25 protein-coding genes are annotated in these 26066 nt (G+C 65.2%); 13 read left to right on the forward strand and 12 right to left on the reverse strand.

The window, feature by feature from the left end:
- Positions 1-20: 20 nt before the first annotated feature.
- The gene (locus tag ASC75_RS01650; RefSeq protein WP_055969756.1) at positions 21-305 is read right to left on the reverse strand and encodes a hypothetical protein; all 285 of its coding nucleotides are present in this window, start codon (positions 303-305) and stop codon (positions 21-23) included.
- Positions 306-508: 203 nt separating this feature from the next.
- On the opposite strand from ASC75_RS01650, the gene ASC75_RS01655 reads away from it, so the two are divergent.
- Entirely contained in the window at positions 509-1753 is a 1245-nt protein-coding gene (locus ASC75_RS01655; RefSeq protein WP_055970610.1) for a DUF3419 family protein, read from the forward strand.
- A complete protein-coding gene (locus ASC75_RS01660; protein ID WP_055969759.1) occupies positions 1753-2418 on the forward strand; it encodes a class I SAM-dependent methyltransferase in 666 nt (221 codons plus the stop codon). Before ASC75_RS01655 ends, ASC75_RS01660 begins: the two co-directional genes overlap by 1 nt.
- Here the strand turns inward: ASC75_RS01660 and ASC75_RS01665 are convergent.
- Positions 2411-3796, reverse strand: coding sequence for a serine hydrolase (locus ASC75_RS01665; protein WP_055969763.1), 1386 nt, complete (start codon positions 3794-3796; stop codon positions 2411-2413). The two genes, ASC75_RS01660 and ASC75_RS01665, sit on opposite strands and share 8 nt — an antisense overlap.
- A gap of 233 nt (positions 3797-4029) precedes the next feature.
- On the opposite strand from ASC75_RS01665, the gene ASC75_RS01670 reads away from it, so the two are divergent.
- Both ASC75_RS01670 and ASC75_RS01675 read left to right on the forward strand, forming a co-directional pair.
- A complete protein-coding gene (locus ASC75_RS01670) occupies positions 4030-4833 on the forward strand; it encodes a GH25 family lysozyme (RefSeq protein ID WP_055969766.1) in 804 nt (267 codons plus the stop codon).
- Between the two features lie 192 nt (positions 4834-5025).
- A complete protein-coding gene (locus ASC75_RS01675) occupies positions 5026-6246 on the forward strand; it encodes a lytic murein transglycosylase (protein ID WP_055969769.1) in 1221 nt (406 codons plus the stop codon).
- A gap of 84 nt (positions 6247-6330) precedes the next feature.
- Here the strand turns inward: ASC75_RS01675 and ASC75_RS01680 are convergent, their stop codons facing one another.
- Both ASC75_RS01680 and ASC75_RS01685 read right to left on the reverse strand, forming a co-directional pair.
- Complete coding sequence (locus ASC75_RS01680) at positions 6331-7206, reverse strand: NAD-dependent epimerase/dehydratase family protein (protein WP_055969772.1); 876 nt, start codon at positions 7204-7206, stop codon at positions 6331-6333.
- 162 nt (positions 7207-7368) lie between these two features.
- On the reverse strand, positions 7369-8589 hold the full coding sequence (locus ASC75_RS01685) for an alanine racemase (RefSeq protein ID WP_055969775.1): 1221 nt from the start codon (positions 8587-8589) through the stop codon (positions 7369-7371).
- Positions 8590-8747: 158 nt separating this feature from the next.
- Here ASC75_RS01685 and ASC75_RS01690 point away from each other — a divergent pair, with 158 nt between their 5' ends.
- Complete coding sequence (locus tag ASC75_RS01690; RefSeq protein WP_055969778.1) at positions 8748-9644, forward strand: DMT family transporter; 897 nt, start codon at positions 8748-8750, stop codon at positions 9642-9644.
- 411 nt (positions 9645-10055) lie between these two features.
- Here ASC75_RS01690 and metF read toward each other — a convergent pair whose 3' ends face one another.
- Together metF and ASC75_RS01700 are read right to left on the reverse strand one after the other, a co-directional pair.
- A complete protein-coding gene (metF, locus tag ASC75_RS01695; RefSeq protein WP_055969781.1) occupies positions 10056-10970 on the reverse strand; it encodes a methylenetetrahydrofolate reductase [NAD(P)H] in 915 nt (304 codons plus the stop codon).
- Positions 10970-11977, reverse strand: a complete 1008-nt coding sequence (locus ASC75_RS01700; RefSeq protein ID WP_055969784.1) for a metalloregulator ArsR/SmtB family transcription factor — start codon at positions 11975-11977, stop codon at positions 10970-10972. Before ASC75_RS01700 ends, metF begins: the two co-directional genes overlap by 1 nt.
- 119 nt (positions 11978-12096) lie before the next feature.
- Between ASC75_RS01700 and tsaA the strand changes: the two genes are divergently transcribed.
- Complete coding sequence (gene tsaA / locus ASC75_RS01705) at positions 12097-12606, forward strand: tRNA (N6-threonylcarbamoyladenosine(37)-N6)-methyltransferase TrmO (protein ID WP_184117364.1); 510 nt, start codon at positions 12097-12099, stop codon at positions 12604-12606.
- Positions 12603-12917: a DUF2293 domain-containing protein gene (locus tag ASC75_RS01710; protein WP_055969790.1), complete on the forward strand. Its 315-nt coding sequence runs from the start codon at positions 12603-12605 to the stop codon at positions 12915-12917. Before tsaA ends, ASC75_RS01710 begins: the two co-directional genes overlap by 4 nt.
- Before the next feature lie 14 nt (positions 12918-12931).
- Here the strand turns inward: ASC75_RS01710 and ASC75_RS01715 are convergent, their stop codons facing one another.
- Positions 12932-13582, reverse strand: coding sequence for a glutathione S-transferase family protein (locus tag ASC75_RS01715; protein ID WP_055969793.1), 651 nt, complete (start codon positions 13580-13582; stop codon positions 12932-12934).
- A gap of 210 nt (positions 13583-13792) precedes the next feature.
- On the opposite strand from ASC75_RS01715, the gene ASC75_RS01720 reads away from it, so the two are divergent.
- Entirely contained in the window at positions 13793-14062 is a 270-nt protein-coding gene (locus tag ASC75_RS01720) for a hypothetical protein (protein ID WP_055969796.1), read from the forward strand.
- Positions 14063-14066: 4 nt separating this feature from the next.
- On the opposite strand, the gene ASC75_RS01725 is transcribed toward ASC75_RS01720, so the two are convergent.
- The 3 genes from ASC75_RS01725 to ettA all read right to left on the reverse strand — a co-directional run bounded on the left by ASC75_RS01725 (position 14067) and on the right by ettA (position 17713).
- Positions 14067-14684, reverse strand: a complete 618-nt coding sequence (locus ASC75_RS01725; RefSeq protein ID WP_055969799.1) for a molybdenum cofactor sulfurase — start codon at positions 14682-14684, stop codon at positions 14067-14069.
- Between the two features lie 93 nt (positions 14685-14777).
- Entirely contained in the window at positions 14778-15899 is a 1122-nt protein-coding gene (locus ASC75_RS01730; protein WP_055969802.1) for a beta-ketoacyl-ACP synthase III, read from the reverse strand.
- A gap of 164 nt (positions 15900-16063) precedes the next feature.
- Positions 16064-17713, reverse strand: a complete 1650-nt coding sequence (ettA, locus tag ASC75_RS01735; RefSeq protein ID WP_055969806.1) for an energy-dependent translational throttle protein EttA — start codon at positions 17711-17713, stop codon at positions 16064-16066.
- Between the two features lie 310 nt (positions 17714-18023).
- Here ettA and ASC75_RS01740 point away from each other — a divergent pair, with 310 nt between their 5' ends.
- Together ASC75_RS01740 and ASC75_RS01745 are read left to right on the forward strand one after the other, a co-directional pair.
- A complete protein-coding gene (locus ASC75_RS01740; protein WP_055969809.1) occupies positions 18024-19265 on the forward strand; it encodes a DUF2778 domain-containing protein in 1242 nt (413 codons plus the stop codon).
- Between the two features lie 84 nt (positions 19266-19349).
- On the forward strand, positions 19350-20267 hold the full coding sequence (locus ASC75_RS01745) for a cation transporter (protein ID WP_055969812.1): 918 nt from the start codon (positions 19350-19352) through the stop codon (positions 20265-20267).
- Between the two features lie 8 nt (positions 20268-20275).
- On the opposite strand, the gene ASC75_RS01750 is transcribed toward ASC75_RS01745, so the two are convergent.
- Both ASC75_RS01750 and ASC75_RS01755 read right to left on the reverse strand, forming a co-directional pair.
- Positions 20276-21037 carry an ABC transporter permease gene (locus ASC75_RS01750; RefSeq protein ID WP_055969815.1) on the reverse strand — a complete coding sequence of 254 codons (762 nt, stop codon included), beginning with the start codon at positions 21035-21037 and terminating at the stop codon, positions 20276-20278.
- The gene (locus tag ASC75_RS01755) at positions 21034-21960 is read right to left on the reverse strand and encodes an ABC transporter ATP-binding protein (RefSeq protein ID WP_055970611.1); all 927 of its coding nucleotides are present in this window, start codon (positions 21958-21960) and stop codon (positions 21034-21036) included. Before ASC75_RS01755 ends, ASC75_RS01750 begins: the two co-directional genes overlap by 4 nt.
- Before the next feature lie 207 nt (positions 21961-22167).
- Between ASC75_RS01755 and ASC75_RS01760 the strand changes: the two genes are divergently transcribed.
- The 3 genes from ASC75_RS01760 to ASC75_RS01770 all read left to right on the forward strand — a co-directional run bounded on the left by ASC75_RS01760 (position 22168) and on the right by ASC75_RS01770 (position 26010).
- Positions 22168-23100 (forward strand): alpha/beta hydrolase, encoded by a 933-nt coding sequence (locus ASC75_RS01760; RefSeq protein ID WP_055969818.1) that lies wholly within the window; start codon positions 22168-22170, stop codon positions 23098-23100.
- Positions 23101-23188: 88 nt separating this feature from the next.
- Positions 23189-24364, forward strand: a complete 1176-nt coding sequence (locus ASC75_RS01765) for a CaiB/BaiF CoA-transferase family protein (protein ID WP_055969821.1) — start codon at positions 23189-23191, stop codon at positions 24362-24364.
- Positions 24361-26010 carry a thiamine pyrophosphate-binding protein gene (locus ASC75_RS01770; RefSeq protein WP_055969824.1) on the forward strand — a complete coding sequence of 550 codons (1650 nt, stop codon included), beginning with the start codon at positions 24361-24363 and terminating at the stop codon, positions 26008-26010. The genes ASC75_RS01765 and ASC75_RS01770 overlap by 4 nt, the downstream gene beginning before the upstream one ends.
- Positions 26011-26066: the final 56 nt, after the last annotated feature.

Here is a 26066-nt window from a genome sequence, read left to right on the forward strand (position 1 = left end):
CTTGGCTTGTCGGTCGCCGCTTATTGAGCCGGGGCTGCCGGTTCGACCGGCTTCGGCTGCGTCGGCTCGCTGTTCTGCATGTCGCCGCCAGTACCGGTTTCCGGCGTCGGCGTGATGCTCTGCGTCGTCGAGTTGTCGGTAGCCGGAGGGGTCGCCTCGGGCGTCGCGGGTGCTGGCGTCACCGGTGCCGGCTCTTCGGTCGCGGGCGGCTGCACGCTCTGCGTGGTCGTGTCGTCGGTGTCGCTGCAGGCGGCGACGCCAAGCAGTGCGAGGGCAGCGACCGAACCAAGAATGAGCTTCTTCATGACAATCTCCTTGCGTAACGGCCCGTCAGGCGGGCGTCGGAGAAGAAATGCATGGGGCCGGGCGCGGTTTCATAACGTTCGGAGTCCCGCTGTCACATTCCCGGGCAGCGTGGGATGTCGCACAGGCGTCATTGGCGCGTCACCGCGCTGTCACGCCGGTGCGCTACCCCGCGGCCAACAACGAAGCGGGGAATCGCATTTCCATGACCGACGTTTCCGGAGAACTTGTCTTTCGTCGCGGCAAGAAAGTTGGAAAGGCTGTCTACCAGAACCGGCCGCTTTCCAGGGAAGGGCTTTCCGAGCGCCTGTTCGCGCTTTTGTTTTCCGGCCTGGTGTACCCCCAGATCTGGGAAGATCCCGACGTCGACATCGAAGCGATGCAACTCGCCGAGGGCCACCGCATCGTCACCATCGCCTCCGGCGGCTGCAACATCCTCGCCTACCTCACCCGCTCGCCGGCGAAGATCGATGCCGTCGACCTGAATGCCGCGCACATCGCCCTCAACAAGATGAAGCTGGCCGCCGTCCGGCACCTGCCTTCGCAGGCCGACCTGTTCCGCTTCTTCGGCACCGCTGGCACCGAGCACAACTCGCATGCCTATGACCGCTTCATCGCCCCACACCTCGACACCGCCACCCGCGGCTACTGGGAGCGGCGCAACTGGCGCGGCAAGCGGCGTATCGCGACCTTCGACACCAATTTCTACAAGACCGGACTGCTTGGCCTGTTCATCGCCGCCGGCCACCGCGCCGCCAGGCTCTACGGCGTCGATCCAGCCGGCATCATGGCGACCGGCAATCGGGCCGAGCAGCGCCGCTTCTTCGACGAACACCTTGCCCCGATCTTCGACCGCCGCGCCCTGCGCTGGATCACGTCGCGAAAGTCGTCGCTGTTCGGCCTCGGCATCCCGCCCGCGCAATACGACTCGCTGCTGACCTCGGGCGACGGCTCCATGGCCGGCGTGCTTCGGGCGCGCTTGGAAAAGCTCGCCTGCGACTTCCCGCTGGAAAACAACTATTTCGCCTGGCAGGCCTTTGCCCGCCGCTACCCCGAGCCCGGCGAGGCATCCCTGCCCGCCTATCTCGAACAGGCCAATTACGCGACGATCCGCGCCAATGCCGACAAGGTGGCAATCCACCACGCCAACTTCACCGAACTGCTCACCGGCAAGGACGCCGGTACGGTCGATCGCTACGTCCTGCTCGACGCTCAGGACTGGATGAGCGACGCCCAGCTCAACGCGCTCTGGACCGAAATCACCCGCACGGCAGCTCCCGGCGCGCGCGTCATCTTCCGCACCGCCGCCGAGCCGAGCCTGCTTCCCGGCCGGCTGTCGCCTGCCCTGCTCGACCAGTGGAGCTACGCCGACGAGATGTCGCGCGATTTCACCGCTCGCGACCGTTCGGCGATCTATGGCGGCTTCCACCTCTATGTGAAGAAGCCCTGATGAGCGCGCCCGATGTCTCGACCAATCACTCCGGCTTGATGGACCGCGTCTACCGGCGTCAGCGCCATATCTATGATCTGACGCGCAAATATTACCTGCTCGGTCGCGACCGCATGATTGCGGAACTGTCCCCGCCCGTCGGCGGCACGGTGCTCGAATTGGGCTGCGGCACCGGGCGCAACCTGATCCTCGCCGCCCGCCGCTTTCCCAACGCTCATTTCTACGGCCTCGACATTTCCGCCGAGATGCTGGCCACCGCCAGGGCGTCGATCGCCCGGGCCGGCCTGTCGGACCGTATATCGCTGGCCCAGGCGGACGCGACCGCCTTCGACGCCGCCGCCCTGTTCGGCCGCAGCGGCTTCGACCGAGTCTTCGTTTCCTACGCCCTGTCGATGATCCCGGGCTGGGAACGCTCGGTGTCGGCGGCGCTTTCCGTGGCGGACGGCTCGGTCCACATCGTCGACTTCGGCCAGCAGGAAGGCCTGCCCGGATGGTTCCGCAACCTGCTTCGCGGCTGGCTTGGAAAATTCCACGTCTCGCCGCGCGAGAGCCTGGCGACGGAGATCGCACGCCAGGCCCAGGCAGCCGGCAAGAGCTTTCGCTTTGCCCCGCTGTACCGCGGCTATGCCTGGCTGGTCGTCGTCGACGGACCGAAGCCTATTTGAGCGCCGCCGCCAATGCCGCGAGCATGGCTTGCGGCTTGTAGTGCAGCTTGGAGGGTGTGAGCCCCATGCGCACCACCACCAGCCCGGCCGACGGCACCATCGCCACCGTCTGGCCGTCATGACCCTGCATCCAGAACGTGTCCGACGGCAGGTCGAAGCCGGCGTCGGGATCCTCGCCTTCGGGCGAGCCGCCCTCCGGTCCGCGCAGCCAGAGCTGGCCACGGCCATAGTCGCCGTTCGAGGCGGGTGCCGCCTCCCGCATCCAGGCGACATAGCCCTCCGGCAGAACGCGCGTTCCGTTCCATGCTCCGTCCTGCAGCAGGAACTGGCCGAAGCGCGCCCAATCATGCGCCGTGGCGTAGAGATAGGACGACCCGGCGAAGGTGCCGCGCGCATCGGCCTCCAGCACCGCACTCGTCATGCCGAGCGGCCCGAACAGTTTTTCCTGCGGCCAAGCCAATGCCGTGGCGGGATCGCCGACCGCATCCTGCCACAGCCGCGATAGGATCAGCGTCGTGCCGCTGGAATAGGAAAACACCTTGCCGACAGCGCCGGCCAGCGGCTTGGCCGCCGCGAAGCTCGCCATGTCGGGCACGAGATAGAGCATGCGGGTGACGTCGGTGACGTCGCCATAATCCTCGTTGAACTCCAGCCCGCTCGACATCGCCATGAGGTCCGCCAGGCTGATGGCGTTGCGGCCGTCCGCCTTCCACGCCTCGAACAGCCCGGTCTTGTCGACCGACATCCTGCCGTCGCCGACCAGCGTGCCGATGATCGCCGCCGTCACCGTCTTGGTCATCGACCAGCCCAGCAGCGGCGTCCCCGGACCGAAACCCTCGCCATAGCGCTCGCCGACGATGCGTCCGTTCTGCACCACCACGATCGCCCGCATGCCCGGGCCTGCCAGCCCGGCGTCGTCCAGGATCGCCGCGATGGCCGGGTCCTGCGAGGCATCGACCTTGTCGCCCTCCGGCCACAGCCCGTCGCTCTTGGCCGCGGTCGCCGCCGGAATCGCCCCGAGCGCTGCCGCCGCGACATCGCCATCCGGCACATTGCTGCAGCCGGCACCGTCATGCACCACTGCCAACCCCCGGCCGAAGATGCCGAACAGCCCCGCCCGCACCGTGCCCGCACTGTCGTCGACATCCACCGCCATCAGTCGGAGCAGCGGATGCCCCGGCGCCTGGACATCGTCGGCCAGCACCTCGCCGGCATCCCGATTTGCAATAAACACGTTGGAGCAGACGATCTTGGCGGCATAGCCCGAGCCGACCCGGATCAGTGCCGGCGGCGCGAAATAGAGCCATGCCGAGAGCCCTGCGACCGCCGCCACGACAAGAGCCACCAGCCACTTCAGGATCTTGCCGACCATGCGCATTGCCGTCCCCCGCCCCGCCATCTTGCTTCCGCCATGGAATTGCCGTCATTCCTCACGCAAATCCCGGAGGCTGTCGAGCGCGATCAACGGTTTATCAACCATGATCGGCGATCACAGGAGGGGATGCGCGGTGTCTTGGGGAAACCGCCGGTCCATCAGGCTAACATCCGGCCGCGAGGCCGACCCCGCAACGATATGCACTGGCCAGCCCCGTCTGGCCGCAAGGAGAGGTAATGCGCCGCGCTCCGGCTCTTTTGCTGCTCGCCTTTCTCGGCGCCTGCTCGACTTCCGACACCTTGTCGCTTGCCCCCGCCGGCAAGTCGACGACCATGGCCAGCGTTTCGGTCAAGAACCCGCGCTTCAGCGACAGCGATCCACACCAGTGGGAAAGCGGCGCGCCCTGGACCTACGCCGTCCACGGCACCGACGTTTCGAAGTACCAGACCTCGATCGACTGGCAGCAGGCCAAGGGCAGCGGCATCTCCTTCGCTTTCATCAAGGCGACCGAGGGCGGGGACCGCGTCGACGACTATTTCGGCGAACATTGGCGTGAGACCAAGGCTGCCGGCGTACCGCGCGGCGCCTATCACTTCTATTATTTCTGCCGGCCGGCGGCCGAGCAGGCGCGCTGGTTCATCCAGAATGTGCCCAATGAGCGCTCGTCGCTGCCGCCGATCCTCGACATGGAATGGAACCCGCTGTCGCCGTCCTGCAAGCTCCGCCCGCCGGCGGCCACGGTGCGCAGCGAGATGAAGATCTTCCTCGAAATGGTCGAGAAGCATTACGGCAAGAAACCGATCATCTACACCTCGATCGACTTCTTCGACGACAACGACCTGTCGACCTTCCGCGGCTATCCCTACTGGCTGCGTTCCGTCGCCGGCCATCCGACCTCGCGATACGGCAGCCACCCCTTCACCTTCTGGCAGTACACCGGTACCGGTGTCGTGCCCGGCATCAGGGGCGACGCCGACATCAACGTGTTCAACGGCACCGAAGCGCACTGGAAGAAGTGGCTCGCCGCCAACACGAGATAGCCTACGACCAGCCCTGCCTGCACCGCCGGGCTGCATATTTCGCATGGCAGATGCGACAACAAGAGGGGGTGCGGCCCTCGCCCCGGTTCTGTAGAAGGCGCGGCAGAGACATCGACTTGGCCGTCTGCCTGCATGTCGCCATCCGGCGAAGGCAAGAACCCGAAATGACGGGCCAAGCAGGAGACCTGCCCAATGAATCTGCTGAGCAAAGCGCTGGCCGCCGCCCTGTTAGCCACCGCCTCAATGCCTGCGATCGCGCAGGAAACCGCCGCAGTGCCCCAGGGCGCTCCGATCGTAACCTCGGAATGCGGCGACGATTTCGCCACCTGGAAGCAGAACCTAGCCAACGAAGCCCGCGCCGCCGGCGTCGGCGAGAAGGGCCTGTCGGCGCTGGCAAACGCCACCATCGACCCTAAGGTGCTCGAGCGCGACCGCGCCCAGGGCGTGTTCGCCCAGACCTTCACCCAGTTCTCCGAACGCATGATCAGCGACTACCGGCTCAAGCACGGAGCTGCCAATCTGCAGAAATATGGCCAGTATTTCGCCAAGGCCGAACAGGACTACGGCGTGCCCGGCCCCGTGATTGCCGCCTTCTGGGCGCTGGAAACCGACTTCGGCGCGGTGCAGGGCAATTTCAACGCACTCAACGCGCTGGTCACGCTGGCCCATGACTGCCGTCGCCCGACGCTATTCCGGCCGCAGGTCGTGCCGCTGCTGACCCTGATCGACCGCAACGTGCTGCCCGCCGACGTCAAGGGCGCCTGGGCCGGCGAAATCGGCCAGACCCAGATCCTGCCGTCCGATTACCTGGCGCGCGGCGTCGACGGCGACGGCGACGGCATTGTCGACCTGCGCAACACCCCGGCCGACGTCATCCTCACCACCGGCAAGAAGATCCAGTCGCGCGGCTGGAAGCGAGGCGAACCCTGGATCGAGGAAGTCCGCGTGCCCGCCGAAATGGCCTGGGAAGAAACCGGCCGCACCAACAAGCAGCCGCTCTCCCGCTGGGCGGCGATGGGCGTCACCATGCGCGACGGCACCGCGCTGAAAGACACCGGCCTCAAGGCCGGCATCGTCCTGCCGATGGGCCGCAAGGGCCCCGCCTTCCTGACCTACGACAATTACGACGTCTACCTCGAATGGAACCAGTCGGCGACCTACACGCTGACGGCCGCGAACCTTGCCACCCGTCTCGCCGGCCAGCCGGCCTTCGAGCGCGGCAATCCCGACGCCGGCCTGACCGGCGACGCGATGAAGGCACTGCAGCAGAAGCTGCACGACAAGGGCTACGATGTCGGCGGCATCGACGGCATCCTCGGCACCAACACCCGCGAAGCCATCCGCCAGGAGCAGATGCGCCTCAAGCTGCCGGTCGACGGCTGGCCGACGGACGAACTGTTGGCGAATCTGTGAGGGAATAGGGAATAGGGAATAGGGAAGGATTACCAACGTCTTGCCGTTGGAACCTCCCCTTCACTATTCACTATTCACTATTCACTACTCGCTAAACAACGTCGCCGCGTCGCCATGCACCGGCTTCCAGCCAAGCTCGCGGCGCGCCTTTCCCCCGCTCAGCCGCTGGCTGATGGCGTAGCCCCGCGCCCATTCGCCAAGGCGTTCCGCCGCACGGTCGGCGCTGACGATGCGAATGTCGGGACGCTCCGTCCCCATCTGCCGAGCCACTGCCGCCACGATCTCGGCGACGGCAAGCCCGTCGATGGCCGAGCCGTTGTAGACCGAACCGGGCTGTGCCTTTTCGAGCACCCGCAAGTACAGTTCGGCCAGATCCTCCGCATGGACCAGCGGCCAGACCACCTGCTCCGAACCGATGACATCGATCGGCACTCCGTCCCGCATCGCTTCCATGAACGAGGAAAACACCCCGCCTGCTGCCGAATAGACCATCGCCGGATGGATCGCCGCAGCAGAAACCTCCGGCGCATCGAGCACGCGCCGCATGTTGTCGATCATCCAGCCAAACGCCGGCAGCGGCGCAAACGGGCTGTCTTCGGTGGCCACCCGTTCACCGGTGGCGCCAAACAGCCAGCAGCCGCCGGTGTAGATGAAGCGCGGCGGCTTCGGCATTGCCCCCAGGACGGGTTGCAGCGCGTCGAGCAACGCGGTCTCGACCGGCCCCATGTCGTCGCCGAAGTCCGACGCGGCATGAATGACCCCGTCCACCGCCGGTATCTCCGCCACCCATTGCGCGGGCGCGCGCAAGTCGCCGCGCAGCGGCACCGCCCCTGCAGCCCTCAGGCGATCTGCCGAGGTCTCCGAGCGGGCCAGGCCGATGACCTCATGTCCGGCCTCGACAAGCCGCCGCAGCACGTGACTGCCAATGAAGCCGGTACCGCCGAGAAGGAAAATGCGCATGCGAATGGTCACTTAGCGAGTAGCGAGTAGCGAGTAGCGAGTAGCGAGTAGCGAGTAGCGAGTAGCGAGTAGCGAGTAGCGAGTAGCGAGTAGCGAGTAGCGAAGATCGGAGCAGCCACCCGGAAATTCAAGCCGCGCCTTGCCCTGCTCGCCGCGTTAGCCTCAGTCAGCCATCGTTTCCAGGCTGGCGAGCCCGACGGGCGCCTCGCCCTCGTCGAAGGGCGTCGTCACCTCGACGAAGGTGTCGGGATAAAAGCCGTTGAAGCGCGTGCGCAGCGACAGCGAGTAGGCGCCGATATGGCCGATCTCGATCCAGTCGCCGGTGTCGATCGTCTCCGGCAGCCAGAACGGCCGCGACAGGATGTCGACGGAATCGCAGGTCGCGCCGCACACCTTGAACGGCACGATGCTGCCGGCGTCGCCATTGCGCGTGCGGATCGCCGGATCCGGGATGAAGCGCGCCGGCAGCGTGATCTTGCCGGTCCAGGAATCCGACAGCGACGCCCAGATGCCGTCGTTGATGTAGAGCCGCCTGCCCTTGCGCAACAGCACCCGCACGATCAGCGACAGGCAGCGCGCCACGATCACCCGGCCCGGCTCGGCCACCAGCGGCATCTCGTCGAAATTGTATTCCTTCAGGTCGCCGCGGAAGCGCGACATGATCTGCCCGATCGACGGCATCGCCGGCTTCTTGCTGTTCGGATCATGGCCGTATTCGGCCGGGAAGCCGCCGCCGACGTCGAGCCCGGCGAGATCGAACGACACGCGGTTGCGCACCCAGTCGACCGACGCCAGCGCGCGCTCGTAGGTGTCGGGATCCTCGATCTGGCTGCCGACATGGAAGCACAGCCCCACCTTGTAGCCGTTGCGGTTGAGCCGCTCGGCCAGTTCGACGGCATTGGCCGGCCCTGCGCCGAACTTCTTCGACAGCTCGTAGGCCGCAGAGCCCTTGGTCTGCACGCGCACGAACACGGTGATCGCACCGGGATCGATGTCGAGCGCCCGCACCACGCGGTTGAGCTTGTTGATCTCGTCCTCATGGTCGACGGCGATCACCCGGATGCCATAGGTCTCCAGCGCCAGCCTGATGTCGGACTGCGCCTTGACCGGGTGCATGTAGATCATTTCGGCCTCGGCCGAGACCTCCCGCACCGCCGCGAACTCGCCGGGCGATGCCACGTCGAACATCGTCACCCCGGCCTCGACCAGCGTCTTGAGCACGATCAGCTCGCCGTTCGTCTTGACGGCATAGGCGGTCCTGCCGGGGAACATCTCCATGAAGTTCCTGGCATCGGTCTTGAGCACTTCGGGCCGGAAACAATAGACCGGGGCATCCGGACGGAGCGCCAATGCGGCCTCGCGGGCGTTCTCGAATCGCTGCATGGATGCTCCTCGTTGCCGGCCGAAATCTAAACCAAGCCGCCGATGATGCAACCCGAGCGAGTTTGGCAGGAGCGTTGCGTCACCTTTTGGATTCGGGTGGCCCTACCCGAGAACCGCGCGTAGCTGTCGAATGTGACGAAGCGAAGAAGGAAGCCGAAATGAGTGCACGCGATTGGGCAAGGCTGCTGCTCCTGGGGGTCATCTGGGGCGGCTCGTTCTTTTTCGTCCATATCGCAGTGGCCGAGATCGCACCGCTCAAGCTCGTGCTGTTCCGCGTGATGATCGCCGCATGCGCGCTGCACCTCTATCTGCTCGTCCGCGGCCCTTCCTTCCGCCTTGCCCTGCCGCTGGCAGCGACACTGTTCGGGCTGGCGCTGGTCAACAATGTCATTCCCTTCTCGCTGATCTTTGTCGGCCAGACCGAGATCGGCGCCGGCCTCGCCTCGGTGCTCAACGCCACCACGCCGTTCTGGACGCTGGTCATCGCCAACATGATGACCACCGACGAGAAGCTGAACTGGAACAAGCTCGCTGGCATCGCGCTCGGCATACTGGGCACTGCCGTGATGATCGGGCCCGGGCTGATCGCCGGTCTCGGCGGGCCGGTCTGGGCCAAGCTGGCGCTCATCGGCGCATCGCTGTCCTACGCCCTTGCGCTGATGGTGGCGCGGCGACTCAGGGGCGTGCCGCCGGCAGTCGTGGCGACTGGCCAGCTCACCGCGTCCACCATCATCATGATACCGGTCGTGCTCGCCGTGCATGGGACCGGCGGCCTGTTTGCGGCGAGCAGCGGCGCCTGGATGGCCGTCTTCGCCCTGGCGCTCGTTTCGACAGCCTGTGCCTATCTGCTGTTCTTCGGCCTGGTCGCCTCGGCGGGCGCCACCAACACGTCGCTGGTCACCCTGGTCGTGCCGGCGAGCGCCATCCTGCTCGGCGTGACCTTCCTTGGAGAACGCCTCGAGGTCTTCGAACTGGGCGGCATGGCGCTGATCGCGCTGGGGCTCGTCACCATCGACGGACGCCTGTTCAGGCGCCGGGCAGCCGCTGCGGGCTAGGAGTTTGCCACAATTTCTCCACAACCTTGGCCGGCCGTTTTGGTAAACAAAACCAAAGGCTAAGAGCGGAGAATGCGTCGCATTTCTCACAATCTTGTCGCAATGCAGCACATTTTTCGCTTGTGTGTGACCGAAATGACCCTAGATTCCGGCCTGTGGCTTGCGCAGAGGAGGCTATGCATGGGACTGACTAGGTCAATCAATGCACTCATGATTTGCGCCGCGTTTGCTTTTATCGGCGCGCTCATCGTTGGAGTTCTTCCATAAAAGGCCGCTAGACGGCGGAAGACGATAGCACCTCTAAGGTGGACAGCTTCGAAAAGGCCGGGATGAATGTCCCGGCCTTTTTGGTTCTACAGCGCTGCCCATCCGCGGGCGCGCAAACTACTTTGCAGCTTCTTGGGCAGCCGCTCAGGCGGCCGCAGAGCCCTGCACCGCCGGCTGCGGCCGGATGCCGATCATGTGGCACACCGCCACCACGAGGTCGGCGCGGTTCATCGTGTAGAAATGGAAGTCGCTGACGCCGCGTTCGACGAGATCGAGCACCTGCTCGACCGCCACTGCCGCAGCCACCAGCGCATGCGTCTGCGGGTCCCTGTCCAGTCCCTCGAATCGCTCCGCCAGCCAGTGCGGCACATGCGCCCCGCAGCGCGCGGAGAAGTTCGCCACCTGCGCGAAGCTGTGGATCGGCAGCACTCCCGGCACGATCGGAATGTAGATGCCGGCCTTGCGGGCACGCTCGACATAGCGCTCGTAAAGGTCGTTGTCGAAGAAGAACTGGGTAACGGCCCGTGTCGCGCCCTTGTCGACCTTGCGCTTCAGCATGTCGAAATCGGTGGCGAAGTCGGGGCTTTCGGGGTGCTTTTCCGGATAGGCCGAGACCGAGATGTCGAAATCGCCCTGCGCCTTCAGCGCACCCACCAGTTCGGCGCCGTTGGCATAGCCGCCCGGATGGGGCTGGTAAGCCGCGCCCACGCCTTCCTTCGGGTCGCCGCGCAGCGCCACGAAACGCTTGACGCCCATGGCGGCAAACTCCGCGATCACCTGGTCGACCTCCTCGCGCGTGGCGTCGACGCAGGTCATGTGTGCGGCCGGCGTCAGCGTCGATTCCTGCAGGATGCGCTTCACCGTGCGCGCCGTGCGCTCGCGCGTCGTGCCGCCGGCACCGTAGGTCACCGACACGAACTGCGGCTTCAGCGGCTCGAGCCTGGTCACCGTGTCCCACAGCCGCGCCTCCATCTCGTCATTCTTGGGCGGAAAGAACTCGAACGACACCCGGATCTTGTTGCCGATGTCGGAACGCCTGGACAGGGGGTATTGGTTCATCAGGCGGTTTCCCTTACGGCTTGAATGTCTGGAGTTGGTTCGGCGATCAGCTGGCGGCGGTCATGCGCCAGCCAAAGCTTGACGGTCAGGCTGGCCTTGGACGATCCGCGTGGCTCGAACTCCTGCGTATCGTCGAGCTCCAGCCCTGCCTCGGCGAGCCAGTCGGCGATCTGCCGGTCCGAGAAACCGAGGCGGGCATGCGCATGCTCGGAGCGCAGGAAATCGAGGCCGTGCGGCGCGAAATCGACGATCACCAGCCGCCCCGACGGGCGCAGCAGGCGTGCCGCCTCCTGGATGGCGCGGGCCGGATCGTCGAGGAAATGCAGCACCTGGTGGACGGTGACGAGATCGAAGGCGTCGCGTTCGACCGGCGGCGAGAAGATGTCGCCCTGGCGTACCTGCGCATGCGCCACGCCCGCCTTGTCGAGATTGGCACGCGCCACCGCCAGCATCTCGCGCGACATGTCGATGCCGACGCCACGGCGATAGAGCGGCGCAAAGATTTCGAGCAGCCTGCCGGTGCCGGTGCCAAGGTCGAGCATCGACTGGAACGGCCGCTTGCCGACCAGCTTCAGCAGGGCCGCCTCGACGGCCCTGTCAGGCGCATGCAGTGTGCGAATCTCGTCCCAGCTCGCGGCATTGGCGCTGAAATAATGAGCCGCCCTCTCCTGCCGCTTGCGCTTAACGTCGACGAGGCGCTCGAAGTCGCGCACCACCTGGCCGTCGCCCGTGTCGATGCCCGACACCAGACCCTGCACGAAGCCGCGCGCCTGGTCGGCGTCGGAGAGGCGGAAGAAGGCCCACGAGCCCTCCTGGTAGCGGTCGATCAGGCCTGCCTCGAGCAGCAGCTTGAGATGACGCGACACGCGCGGCTGCGACTGGCCGAGAATTTCGGTCAGGTCGGAAACCGTCAGGTCGCCGCGCGAAAGCAGCGTCAGGATGCGAAGGCGGCTGGATTCGGCGGCCGCCTTCAAGGTATCTACCATGGTGTCGAGCGTAACGTGCATCGGCTTTGGTTCTCGCCAAAAGACATAAACATATCTTTATGTGACGAAGCGAGTGATTGCAACGCCCAATGTCGCATGCGGGCAAGAAAATGGCGCGACGGTGGGAGGACGCCATGCAGATGTTCGAACAACGCGAGGGCGAAGTGGCGTTGTCGGTCGATCCTGCCAGCCAGCCGGGCGACGCCAGTCTCGTCTTCATCGGCCGCATCGCCTCGCCGTGGAAGCTGCGCGAGGAATGCCCCAAGAACATGGATGCAGCGCGCGAGCGCGGCGGCGGCGCAAGCGTGACCGTCGACACGCTCTATCGGCCGGGCCTCGCCGGGCTGGCTGGCTTCACCCACGTCGTCATCTTGAGCTGGTTCGAGAAGGCGCCGCGGAATCTGATTGTTCAGAAACCACGTCATGCATCTGACGCCAAAGGCGTTTTCGCCCTGCGCTCGCCTGCCCGGCCAAACCCGATAGGAATGCATGTTGCCCGCATCGTTGCGCTCGACGTTGATGCCGGCCGCATCGAGATTGATGCCATCGACGCGCTCGACGGCACGCCGGTCATCGACCTGAAGCCGTATTTCGCATCCGTCGATGCCTTCCCCGACGCTGCGCGTCCCGTCAAGGAAGGCCGTGCATGAATGCGCCGACCGGCCGCCGCCGCGCCGTTGCCAAGTCGCTGACTGCATTGCTGCCGCTGGCGCCCTACGCCGACATCGAGGTCATCCGCGCCGACGCGCTGGCCGTGCACATGAAGACGCTGCCGCCGTCCATCGCCGTCTGGCTGGCGACCATCGCCCATGTCCGACATGCCCACAGCGACTACGAAAAGCTGCTGTCGGAGGGCTACGACCGCGATTCCGCCCGCTTCTTCGTCATCGACCAGATCAACGCCACCCTCACCCGCTGGCGCGCCACCCGCCTGCTCGATCCCGATGACGAGGATGTCTAGGGAGCAGAGTGCAATCAGCCCGTCGATGCGGCGGTGAACACCGCCAACTGGGCAGCGAATGCCCGCTTGAAAGCCGGCCGCGCCTCGCCGCGGGCAACGTAGGCGGCAAGGTTGGGATATTCCTCCAGCAACCCCGATCCGTTCAAGCGGCGCAGCACCATTACCATTATCAGATCGCCGGCGCTGAATGCATCGTCAAGCCAGCCGGCATCGCCGAGGCGAACGGAAAGCTCGCCCAATCGGCCACGGATACGATCCTCGACGATCGGCATGCGCTGCGCGAACCACGGCTCGTCGCGTTCCACGAGCCGCGCGATTTCCCGATCGACGATCGGCGGCTCCAGCGTGCTCAGCGCGGCAAACATCCATGTGATCGCGCGAGCCCGGGCGTTGGCATCGTCCGGCAACAGACCCGCATGACGTTCGGCGACGTGCAAGACGATCGCCCCCGATTCGAACAGCACGAGATCGCCCTCCTCATAAGTCGGGATCTGCCCGAAAGGATGAAGCGCGCGATGCGCGGGCTTCTTCAATTCAGGGAACGACACGAGGCGAACGTCGTAGGACTGGCCGACTTCTTCGAGCGCCCAGCGAACACGCATGTCGCGCGCCTGTCCCCTGCCACGGTCGGGCGACCGCTCGAAGGCCGTGATGGTGGGGGTCATTTGAAGCCTCCGATTGCCGCGATCGTTTTCATGGTCAGGTATCCACTTCTCGCACTCTTCAGCCAAAGGACGAACGACAGGTGCGACTTCCGACAACTTGCTTGTTTTGTTCAGCCATCCCGGTCCGGACGCGACCCGCGCCGCCCCATTGCTCGCGCGCACCATCTCTGCTTTCCTCCACGGCCATCGCAGCTTGAGAGGAGCAGGCGCATGACGGAAAGCATCGAGCCCTACCGCCATCATCATAAGGACGGCAGCCTGTGGATCGTTGGTCAAACGCGCGACGGCCAGGCCGACGGCTACTGGGAATGGTTCCGCAAGGACGGCACGAAACTGCGCTCCGGCCATTTTTCCAAAGGCGTCCAGGTCGGAGAATGGACGACCTACGACAAGACGGGAAAGGTCTACAAGGTCACCACCATCAAGAAGACTGCGGCCTCTGCGGCTGGCCCCCTCACGGATGCCAGCCTCCCTCGCTGACGGGCTACGCCCTGTAGATCCACTGCTCCGGCACGCGCACCGAGACCTCTTCGTCGGCGAAGATCGCGCCGGGCTTTTCCACCCAGCCCACCAGCCCGCGCAGGCGCTTGGCCGCCTTGGGGAACATCAGCGAGCCGGCATCGTGGTCGGCCATGCCCGCATGCTCGGCGATCGAGCGCCCGGCGATGCGGCACGGCGCGTTCTGCCCGTCGATCTTGATCGTCACGCCGCCCTTGAAGAACAGCATGGTGCCCGACGGCAGCATCGACAGCATCGGCACGCCGTCGAGCAGGAGATTGGCGCCGATCCACTCCGGCTTGATCTCGCTGAGCCCCATGCGCCCGGCGACGATGGCGAGTTCGTCCGGCGCCACGATCGAAAGCTGGCGCTCGTTGCGCATCTCTGTGCCGCGCGGATACCACGGCTCGCGCCCGCCTGAGCGGCGGGTGTGGCCGGCATGAAAATCGCCGCCGATGCCTTCGAAGCCGAGCGGCAGCGTCTCCACGGCGCGCGTGACGAAATGATCCGATGGCGCGGTGTAGATGCCGGCGACCCGCGCAGCGAGCTTCCTGCCGGGCAGGATTTCAGGTTCGTCTTCCCTGCGCAGTGTCGGATCGAGCATCTTTCGCCTCTCAATGTGAGGCGGCACCATGCCGACCAGGCAACAGAAAATCCAGACAAAAAGCCTGATCCCGGGATCACCCGGACTGATGCGTCAGTGCATCCGCACCAGCGCGCCGCCGATCGAATAACCGGCACCGAAGGCGCAGATCAGACCGTGCTCGCCCGGCTTCATGTCCTCGTGGTTTTCCTTGAGCGCGATGATGGCGCCTGCCGCCGCCGTATTGCCCAGCCGTTCCAGCACCATCGGGGCGGTGTCCTGGTCGGCCTCGTGGCCCAGCGCCAGCTTCAGGATCATCGCGTTCATCCGCGCATTGGCCTGGTGCAGCCAGTAGCGCCTGACATCGGAGGGCGTCATGCCGTGGTCGGCAAGGAAGGCGGTGATGAAGCGGTGCGCCGCATGCGTCACCTCCTTGAACACCTTGTTGCCGACCTGCTTGATCATGTTGCCCTCCATCGTAACGACGGAGGTGTGTTCCTGGCCGGCGCGCAGCAGGAAGCCGAAATTGGTGCGGATGTTGTTGGAGAACTGGGTCCAGTTGCGCGTGTCGAGGATCTCGAACCGCCCCGGCCGCGTCTCCTTCGGCCCGATCGCCTCGACCACCATCGCCACTGAGGCGTCGCCGAAGATGAAATGTGTCTGCCGGTCGCGGAAATTGAGATGGCCGGTGATGATCTCGGGCGTGACGATCAGCACCCGCTTCTGGCCGCCCGAGCGCACCAGGTTGAAGGCGACGTGCAGCGCCGCTGCCGACGACGAGCAGCCGAGGCTCATGTCGAAGGCCGCGCCCTCGATGCCGAGTTCCTTCTGGATCTCGATGGAGATCGCCGGATAGGGCCGCTGCTGGTGCGATGCGGCACAGATGACCATGTCGATGTCCGCGCCGGTCAACCCGGCATGGTCGAGCGCCTTTCGCGCCGAGGCGACGCCGAACTCGGCTTCGACCGACAGCGCATCGTCGGCCCGCGGCGCGATGCGCGGCGCCATGCGCTCGGGGTCGAGAATGCCGTCGAGCGTATGCACATGGCGGTTTTTCACCCCAGACGCATAGACGATGAAGTCGCTGTCCGACTTCTTGATCGGCTCTTCGCCCACCGACAAGCGCCTGGCGTTCTCGATGTCGGCCCAGGCGTTGAAGCTCTCGACCAGTTCGTCGTTGCTGATCGATGCATCAGGAATTTCAACGCCGATGCCGCTGATGATGACGCGATGCATGAAAACCGTCCGATGCCTGAAATCCGTCGCGAAACCTGCCCCGCCGCAGATTCGCCGAAGCCCAGTCTACGCCAGCAGGAGCGCTTCGAATACGCCTGCAGGACATTCGATCCCGAAACGAATTACGCCCCGCTTTGAGCGGGGCGTAATGAAAGTCCAGGAGATCAGCGCGTCAGGCGCTTGTGGCTCATCCGGTGCGGGGCGGCGGCCTCCGCGCCGAGGCGGCGGATCTTGTCCTTCTCATACTCTTCGAAGTTGCCCTCGAACCACTCGACATGCGCGTCGCCTTCATAGGCGAGCATGTGGGTGGCCATGCGGTCGAGGAACATACGATCGTGCGAGATGATGACGGCGCAGCCGGCATAGGCTTCGAGCGCGTCTTCGAGCGCGCCGAGCGTTTCGGTGTCGAGATCGTTGGTCGGTTCGTCGAGCAGCAGCACGTTGCCGCCGTTCTTCAGCATCTTGGCGAGGTGGACGCGGTTGCGCTGGCCACCCGACAGATTGCCGACCTTCTGCTGCTGGTCGCCGCCGCGGAAGTTGAACGACGAGCAATAGGCGCGGCTGTTCACTTCGTGCTTGCCGAGCTTGATGACTTCAGCACCGCCGGAAATCTCTTCCCACACGGTCTTGGTCGGGTCGAGCGCGTCGCGGCTCTGGTCGACATAGCCGAGCTTGACGGTCTCGCCGACACGGATCGAGCCGCTATCGGGCGTTTCCTGGCCGGTGATCATCTTGAACAGCGTGGTCTTGCCGGCGCCGTTCGGGCCGATGACGCCGACGATGCCGCCGGGCGGCAGCTTGAAGTTCAGGTCCTCGATCAGCAGCTCGTCGCCGTAGCCCTTGTTCACGCCCTCGACCTCGATGACGACATTGCCGAGCCGCTCGCCAGCCGGAATGACGATCTGGGTGTCGGTCGGCTTGCGGTTCTGCGACTGCTCGACCAGTTCTTCATAGGCCTTGATACGGGCCTTCGACTTGGTCTGGCGCGCCTTCGGCGAGGACGCGATCCACTCGCGCTCGCGCCAGATCGCCTTCTGGCGCGAATCGTCCTCGCGGCCTTCCTGGATCAGGCGCTTGGCCTTGGCGTCGAGATATTTGGTGTAATTGCCCTCGTAAGGGATGCCGCGGCCGCGATCGAGCTCGAGGATCCAGCCGGTGACGTTGTCGAGGAAGTAGCGATCGTGGGTGATGATCAGCACCGAGCCCGGATAGTCGCGCAGGTGCTTTTCCAGCCACGCCGTCGTCTCGGCGTCGAGATGGTTGGTCGGTTCGTCGAGCAGCAGCAGGTCGGGCTGCTCGAGCAGCAGGCGGCACAGCGCGATGCGGCGGCGCTCGCCACCCGACAGCTGGGTCACCTCGGAATCGGCGGGCGGGCACTGCAGCGCGTCCATCGCCATCTCGACCTGCTGTTCCAGGTCCCAGAGGTTGAGGCGGTCCATCTCGTCCTGCAGACGCGCGCCTTCGTCGGCGGTCTCGTCCGAGTAGTTCATCATCAGCTCGTTGTAGCGCTCGATGATGGCGGTCTTCTTGGCGACGCCGTCCATGACGTTCTCGAACACGGTCTTGGCCGGGTCGAGATGCGGCTCCTGCGCCAGGTAGCCGACGGTCGCACCGTCAGCCAGCCAGGCCTCGCCCGACCATTCCTTGTCGAGGCCGGCCATGATCTTGAGCACGGTCGACTTGCCGGCGCCGTTGGGGCCCAAGATGCCGATCTTGGCGTCCGGGTAGAACGACAGGTTGAGATTATCCAGCACCTTCTTGGTGCCGTAGGACTTGGTCAGTCCCGACATGTGATAGATGAACTGGCGTGCCACGCGCGCGTATCCTGCTTCAGGTGAACGGAGATTTGCGCGCTATGTAGGCCATCCCACCCCAAACGGCAAATGCTTTCGGGGTGCCGTATCGGCCCGCCAACACGGTGTTCCTGACGCGACTGCAGGCGCAAAGCAAAATTTAACCATATTTGTCCATCCTTTCTCCATCGTTCTGTCGAGTTGGGGACATTCCGGAAATCACGCACTGCGGTCGCTCGCCGGCCGTACGACGTTTGCGGGACGACTGGTCTGCTACGCGTTAGTGAGTAAAACCGTTTATTTTCGGCCTCTTGGCCGTCTTTTGCGTCCATTGCTGATCGCTTCCCTCGGCACCGCCTTTGCGGGCGTGGCCGCGTGGTCGATGGCCGGCATGGTGGCGATGGGCAACACCCGCGCTTTCGATGCGACCCATTTCGCGCCCAAGCCGCAGGTCCACGTGGTCAAGGTCGCCAAGGCGTGGCCCACGGCCTATGTCAGCACCGACAAGGCGTCGCGACTGGTCGCCGCCGCCAAGCCCCGGATCACGGCCAAGGATGACAGGCCGGTCGCCACGGCCAGCCTGGCCGGCAGCCTGGGCAAATCCGCCCGCCATGCCGGCATCGCCCCCCCATCCGGCCATGCCGCCCGCTTCGACACCATCGCAAGGCAGGCCGATCTCAGCTCGAAGACGCTCGCCAGCCTGTTCGCCTCGGTCGACAAGGCCGCGCCAGAACGCATCGCCGCAACAGCGCCCAGCCAGGACGTGCCGCTGCCCGCCTCGACGACGCAGCACCCGACGATGCTCGCTTATGCCGATCCTTCGCCGGGAGGCGCCACCGACACCGCGCTCTCCACGCTGCTGACCGGTCCTTCCGAGGACCTCGCCGCGGCACAGGCCGAAGCGGAAGCCGCCCTGCCCGACTATGCCGAGACCCCGTCCGCGGCCCCCCGGCCGGAGCTGCGCCCGCAAGCCAGGCCCGCCGAGGCGGACGCCGGCGAGCCCGAGGCGGATGCTCCGGAAGTCGCCGGCAAGCGCGAAACGAAGAAGCCTGAGAAGCTCGCCTATGCCCGCCCGGAGGTCCCGGAAGACAAGCCAGGCAGCACCCTTGGCCAGTCGCTGCGCAACATGTTCGGCGGCAAGACCAGGGCCGGCAATGGCGTCGCCGTCTACGACATCAGCGCTGCCAAGGTCTACATGCCCGACGGCAGCGTGCTCGAGGCGCATTCCGGCATCGGCAACATGGCCGACAACCCGCGCTACGTGCACGTCAAGATGAACGGCCCGACCCCGCCCCACACCTATAACCTCAGGATGCGCGAAAGCCGCTTCCACGGAGTCGAGGCGATCCGCATGCTGCCCGTCGACGGCAAGAACAAATATGGCCGCGACGGCTTCCTGACCCACAGCTACCTGCTGCGCGGCGGCCGCGAGGAGTCGCATGGCTGCGTCGCCTTCGCCGACTACAAGCGTTTCCTCACCGCCTTCAAGCAGGGCAAGGTCAAGCAGATGATCGTCGTGCCGAGCGGCGGACGCGAAAGCTTCCGCCTCGCATCTAACGGCAAGAGCATCTGACGGACGGCCCGCAATCGCCGGCTGGCCACAGCCGCCGGCGGCTGCCGATAGACATCGTCTCCGCGCCATTCCATAACCGGCGCCATGCTCAGCGAAACGAAGCTCCTTCGGATTTCCATCGCCGTGACCTTCGTCGTCGCGCTGTTCGGCATTGCCTTCGGCGTCTTAAGCGGTTCGTCCTCGATCGCCTTCGATGGCGCCTATTCCCTCGCCGACGCGACCATGACCATCCTGGCGTTGATCGTCGCGCGGCTCATCACCAGCAATGCCAACCACAATCGCCGGCTGCACAAGCGCTTTTCGCTCGGCTTCTGGCACCTTGAGCCCATCGTCCTGGGCATGAACGGCATCGTCTTGATGAGCGTGTCGATCTACGCCCTGATCAACGCCATCGCCAACCTCTTGGCCGGCGGCCGCCAGCTCGAATTCGACTTCGCCATCGTCTATGCGGCGGTGACGCTCGCCGCCTGCCTGACCATGGCGTTCATCGGCAACCGCGCCAACCGGACCATCCAGTCCGACTTCGTCACCCTCGACGTCACCGCGTGGATGATGTCCGGCGGCATCACCGCGGCCCTGCTGGTTGCCTTCATCGGCGGCAGCCTGGTCGAAGGCACCGAGCTTGCCTGGATCGCGCCCTTTGTCGATCCCGCCGTGCTGGCGCTGGTCTGCCTGATCATCATCCCGATGCCCATCGGCACCGTCCGCCAAGCCTTCTCCGACATCCTGCTGATCACGCCGGAAGCCCTCAAGACGCATGTCGACGAAGTCGCCCGCGACACCGTGGCCAGGCACGGCTTCGTGTCCTACCGCGCCTATGTCGCCAAGGTCGGCCGCCTGATGCAGATCGAGCTCTATTTCATCGTGCCGCCCGGCCTGCCCGCGAAAACCATCGAGGCATGGGACCGGCTGCGCGACGAGATCGGCGATGCCCTCGGCGATGAAGGCCCCGATCGCTGGCTGACCATCGCCTTCACCGCCGACCGGGAATGGGCGGAATAGCCGCCCCCTTACGCCTTGATGCGCCAGCCAGTCCTGAAGATCCACCAGACCGCGATCAGGCAGGCAGCGAGGAAAGCAAGCGTCATGCCGAGGCTGATGCCGACATTGACGTCCGACACGCCGAAGAAGCTCCAGCGGAAGCCGCTCACCAGATAGACCACCGGGTTGAACAGCGACACGGTGCGCCACAGCGGCGGCAGCATGTCGATGGAGTAGAAGCTGCCGCCAAGGAAGGTCAGCGGTGTCACGATCAGCATCGGCACCAATTGCAATTGCTCGAAATTGCCGGCCCAGATGCCGATGATGAAGCCGAACAGGCTGAAGGTGACGGCCGTCAGCACCAGGAACAGCAGCATCCAGCCGGGATGCTGGATTTGCAGCGGCACGAACAGCGAGGCGGTCGCCAGGATGATCAGCCCGAGGATGATCGACTTCGACGCCGCCGCCCCGACATAGGAGATGACGATCTCCAGATAGGACACCGGCGCCGACAGCAGTTCGTAGATGGTGCCGACGAATTTCGGGAAATAGATGCCGAACGAGGCGTTGGAGATGCTCTGCGTCAGAAGCGACAGCATGATCAGCCCCGGCACGATGAAGGCGCCGTAGCTGATGCCGTTGATCTCGCTGATGCGCGAGCCGATGGCCGCGCCGAAGACGACGAAATAGAGCGAGGTCGAAATGACCGGCGAAACGATGCTCTGCAGCAGCGTGCGCCAGGTGCGCGCCATTTCGAACAGGTAGATTGCGCGGATAGCGTGATAATTCATCGCCGTTCACTCACCAGGTTGACGAAGATCTCCTCCAGCGAACTCTGCTTGGTCTGCAGGTCCTTGAAGCGGATTCCGGCGTCGTTGAGATCCTTGAGCAGCGCGGTGATGCCCGTCCGCTCGCCTTGGGTGTCATAGGTGTAGACGAGCTCGTTGCCGTCGTCGGACAGCTCCAGCCCGTGGCTCGAAAGCTCCGCCGGCACCTGCTCCAGCCTTTGCTGCAGCTGCAGCGTCAGCTGCTTGCGGCCGAGCTTGTGCATCAGCTCCGCCTTGTCCTCGATCAGGATGATCTCGCCATGGCTGATCACGCCGACCCGGTCGGCCATCTGCTCGGCCTCCTCGATGTAGTGCGTGGTCAGGATGATGGTGACGCCGGTTTCGCGCAGCGAACGCACCACCTCCCACATGTCGCGCCTCAGTTCGACGTCGACGCCGGCGGTCGGCTCGTCGAGGAACAGTATCTGCGGTTCGTGCGACAGCGCCTTGGCGATCATCACGCGCCGCTTCATGCCGCCCGACAGCGTCATGATCTTGCTGTCCTTCTTCTCCCACAGCGAGAGGTCTTTCAGGATCTTCTCGATATGGGCCGGATTGGCAGGCTTGCCGAACAGGCCGCGGCTGAAGCTGACCGTCGCCCACACGGTTTCGAAGGCATCGGTGGTCAGTTCCTGCGGCACCAGCCCGATGCGCGAACGCGCGTCGCGGTAGTCGCGAACGATGTCGTGCCCGTCCGCCAGCACCGTGCCTTCGGTCGGGTTGACGATGCCGCAGATGATGCTGATCAGCGTCGTCTTGCCGGCGCCGTTGGGCCCGAGCAGGGCGAAGATCTCGCCGCGGCTGATGTCGAGATTGATGTTCTTCAGCGCCGAAAAGCCCGACGCATATGTCTTGGAAAGATTGGAAACGGAAATAATCGGCTGCATGGCGATCATCGCTTGAGATGTGAATGAAAATGGAAGCAAAAACCGGCTGGGGGCATGCCGGCGCTGGGGTTAGCGGAATATATGGGCTGATGTCGTGCGAACAAGTGCCCTGCCGCCGCCTCCTGACATTGTCGTGTTGATCCGCTGCCGCCGCCCTTGACGCGCAAGGCTTGCACCCTCAACAGTCCGGGTCGAGGGAAGACAACAATGCCGTTCGACAGCCGCATTCCGCTCGCATCGCCCACGGGCGCCCATATCAACCTGTTTGTCCGCCGCGCCGAGGTCCCTGCCCGGGCGGTGGTGCAGGTCAACCACGGGCTGGCCGAGCATGCCGCGCGCTATGGCCGCTTCGCCGACTTCCTCGCCGGCCACGGCTGCCACGTCTACGCCCATGACCATCGCGGCCATGGCGCGACCTCGGCGCCCGATGCGCCCACCGGGCGTTTTGCGGCCAGGGACGGCGTCGATCGCGTCCTTGCCGACGTCGGCGCCGTGCACGACTTCATCGCCGTCCAGCATCCCGGCCTGCCGGTGGTGGTCTTCGGCCACTCCATGGGTGGGCTGATCGCGCTCAACTTCGTGCTGCGCCATTCTGAACAGGTCGCAGCCGCGGCCATCTGGAACGCCAATTTCTCCGCTGGCCTCCTCGGCCGGCTGGCACAGGCGATCCTCGCCTTCGAGCGCTTCCGGCTGGGTTCCGACGTGCCCTCGCGCATCCTGCCCCGGCTGACCTTCGGAGATTGGGCGAAGAAGATCCCCGGCCGCCGCACCGATTTCGACTGGCTGTCACGCGACGCGGCAGAGGTCGATGCCTACATCGCCGACCCGCTCTGCGGCTGGAATGCCTCGGTGTCGATGTGGACCGACATTTTCGAGCTGGTCTTTGCCGGTGCCGACGACCGCAACTTTGCAAGCGTGCGCAAGGACCTGCCGTTCAACCTCGCCGGCGGTGCCCACGATCCGGCAACCGATGGCGGCAAGGCGGTCGAGGCGCTTGCTTTCCGCCTGCGCCGGATGGGTTTTTCGAATCTCGTTTCAACGGTTTACGCCGAAACCCGCCACGAAAGCCTGAACGAGCTGAACCGCGATGCCATCATGGCCGATTTCGCCGGCTGGCTCGACCTCACATTTCTGCGGTGAACATGGGTGCTGGCCCATCGCAACGTGGTGGCGGCACACCGGGACTCCTGATAGATCGTGGCGCGACCGAAATGATCTCTGGTGCCCCATGAGCCATCCGCCCCTTCACGGCGTCCGCGTCATCGAACTCGCCCGCATCCTCGCTGGCCCCTGGGCCGGACAGTTGCTCGCCGATCTCGGCGCCGATGTCATCAAGGTGGAAAACCCCGATGGCGGCGATGACACCCGCAAATGGGGCCCCCCCTTCGTCACCGGCCAAGACGGCGAGAACCTGTCGGCCGCCTATTATCACGCCTGCAACCGTGGCAAGCGCTCGATCGCGCTCGACTTCTCAACGCCGGAAGGCGCGGAGATCGTGCGCAAGCTGGTGTCGGACGCCGACGTTCTGATCGAGAACTTCAAGCTCGGCGGCCTCAAGAAATACGGCCTCGACTACGACAGCCTGAAGAAGATCAATCCGAAGCTGGTCTACTGCTCGATCACCGGCTTTGGCCAGTCGGGCCCTTACGCCCCACGCGCCGGCTACGATTTCATCGTCCAGGGCATGTCCGGCCTGATGTCGATCACCGGCCCTGCCGGCGGSGAGCCGCAAAAGGTCGGCGTCGCCGTCACCGACATCTTCACCGGCCTCTATTCGGTCATCGCCATCCAGGCGGCACTGCGCCACGCCGAAGCCACCGGCCAGGGCCAGCATGTCGACATGGCACTATTCGACGCCCAGATGTCGGTGCTCGCCAACCAGAACCTCAACTACCTGGTCTCGGGCAATTCGCCGGTGCAGATGGGCAACGCCCATCCCAACATCTCGCCCTACGAGGTGCTGCCGGTGCGCGACGGCCACTTCATCCTCGCTGTCGGCAATGACGGCCAGTTCCAGAAGTTCTGCGCCATCGTCGGCCTCGACGACCTCGCCGCCGACCCGCTCTTCGCCACCAATTCGGCGCGCGTCGCCAACCGTGTCGAACTGCGCGAAAAGATCGTCGCCGCACTCGCCGCCTTCGACCGCGAAACCTTGCTCGCCCGGCTCGAGGCATCAGGCGTGCCGGCAAGCCCCATCAACAACATCGGCCAGGCCTTCGCCGACCCGCAGGCGATCGCCCGCGGCATGCGCATGGATCTCGACGACGGCCACGGCAACAAGCTGCCCTCGGTGCGCGCGCCAATGGTCATGTCCGAGACCCCTCTTTCTTATGTCAGACCTTCACCGCGGCTGGGGGAACACACCGCGGAAATCCTTGCCGAACTGGAGAAGAAACAAAAATGAAGACCGGCGGACAACTGATCGTCGACGCGCTCGAGGCCAATGGCGTCGACCGCATGTATTGCGTGCCGGGCGAATCCTACCTGGCCGTGCTCGACGCCCTGCATGATTCCAAGATCCGCAGCATCGTCTGCCGCCAGGAGGGGGGTGCCGCGATGATGGCCGACTGCCACGGCCGCCTGACCGGCAAGCCCGGCATCTGCTTCGTCACCCGCGGCCCCGGCGCCACCAACGCGTCGGCCGGCGTGCACATCGCCATGCAGGATTCCATCCCGATGATCCTGTTCATCGGCCAGGTGGCCAGCCACGCCAAGGAGCGCGAGGCCTTCCAGGAGGTCAACTATCGCCGCTTCTTCGGCGACATCGCCAAGTGGGTGGTCGAGATCGACGATGCCGCGCGCATCCCAGAACTGCTCACCCGCGCCTTCTCCGTTGCCACTTCCGGCCGTCCCGGTCCGGTCGTCATCTCGCTGCCCGAGGACATGCTGACCAGCGTCGTCGAGGCCCCGGTCGCCCTGCCCGCCGTGGCCGTCGAAACCCGCCCTGGCGAAGAGGAACTGGTCAAGCTGGAAGCGTTGCTCAACGGCGCCAAAAACCCCTTCGTCATCCTCGGTGGCACGCGCTGGAACGCCGAAGCCGTCGAGCGCATGAAGAAGATTTCCGAGGCCTGGTCGCTGCCGGTCGGCGTTTCCTTCCGCCGCCAGATGCTGTTCGACCACCTGCATGAAAACTACGCTGGCGACGTCGGCATCGGCGTCAACCCCAAGATCGCCAAGGCGATCAAGGACGCCGACGTGGTTCTGCTTGTCGGCGGCCGCTTCGGCGAGATGCCGTCCTCGGACTACACGCTGATCAAGAGCCCCTATCCCGACCAGCAGCTCGTCCACGTCCATGCCGACGCCGACGAACTCGGCCGCGTCTACCGCCCGACCATCGCCATCAACGCGTCGCCGGCGGCCTTCGTCGAGGCCTTTGCCAAGCGCAAGCCGGCGGCAAAGCCGGCATGGAGCGAAAACACCAGGGCGCTGCACGCCGCCTATCTCGAATGGTCGACCCCGCCGCTCGCCGGCCCGGGTGCCGTCCAGATGGGCCCGATCATGAACTGGCTGGAAAAGGTCCTGCCCGAGAACGCCATCCTCACCAACGGCGCCGGCAACTACGCCACCTGGGTCCACCGCTTCCACCGCTTCCGTCGCTTTGCCACCCAGGGCGCGCCGACGTCGGGCTCGATGGGCTACGGCACGCCGGCGGCAGTCGCCGCCAAGGGCCTGTTTCCCGAGCGCGAGGTCGTGGCTTTCGCCGGCGACGGCTGCTTCATGATGAACGGCCAGGAGTTTGCCACCGCCGTGCAATACGGCCTGCCGATCATCGTCATCGTCGTCAACAACGGCATCTACGGCACCATCCGCATGCACCAGGAGCGCGAATATCCCGGCCGCGTCGAGGCGACCGACCTCAGGAACCCCGATTTCGCCGCCCTCGCCCGTGCCTATGGCGGCCATGGCGAGACGGTGCGCGAGACCGACGAGTTCGCCCCCGCCTTCGAGCGCGCGCGTGCCAGCGGCAAGCCCACGATCATCGAGATCAAGCTCGATCCCGAGGCCATCACGCCGACCCGCACGCTGAGCGACATCAGGGACAAGCGCTGATCCCCGCCCCCCTGGGACAAGCGGGACTTGCCCCAGGGAAAGCGCGAGCGTCGTGG

The sequence above is a fragment of the Aminobacter sp. DSM 101952 genome (genome assembly GCF_001424795.1).
Lineage (GTDB): Bacteria > Pseudomonadota > Alphaproteobacteria > Rhizobiales > Rhizobiaceae > Aminobacter > Aminobacter aganoensis.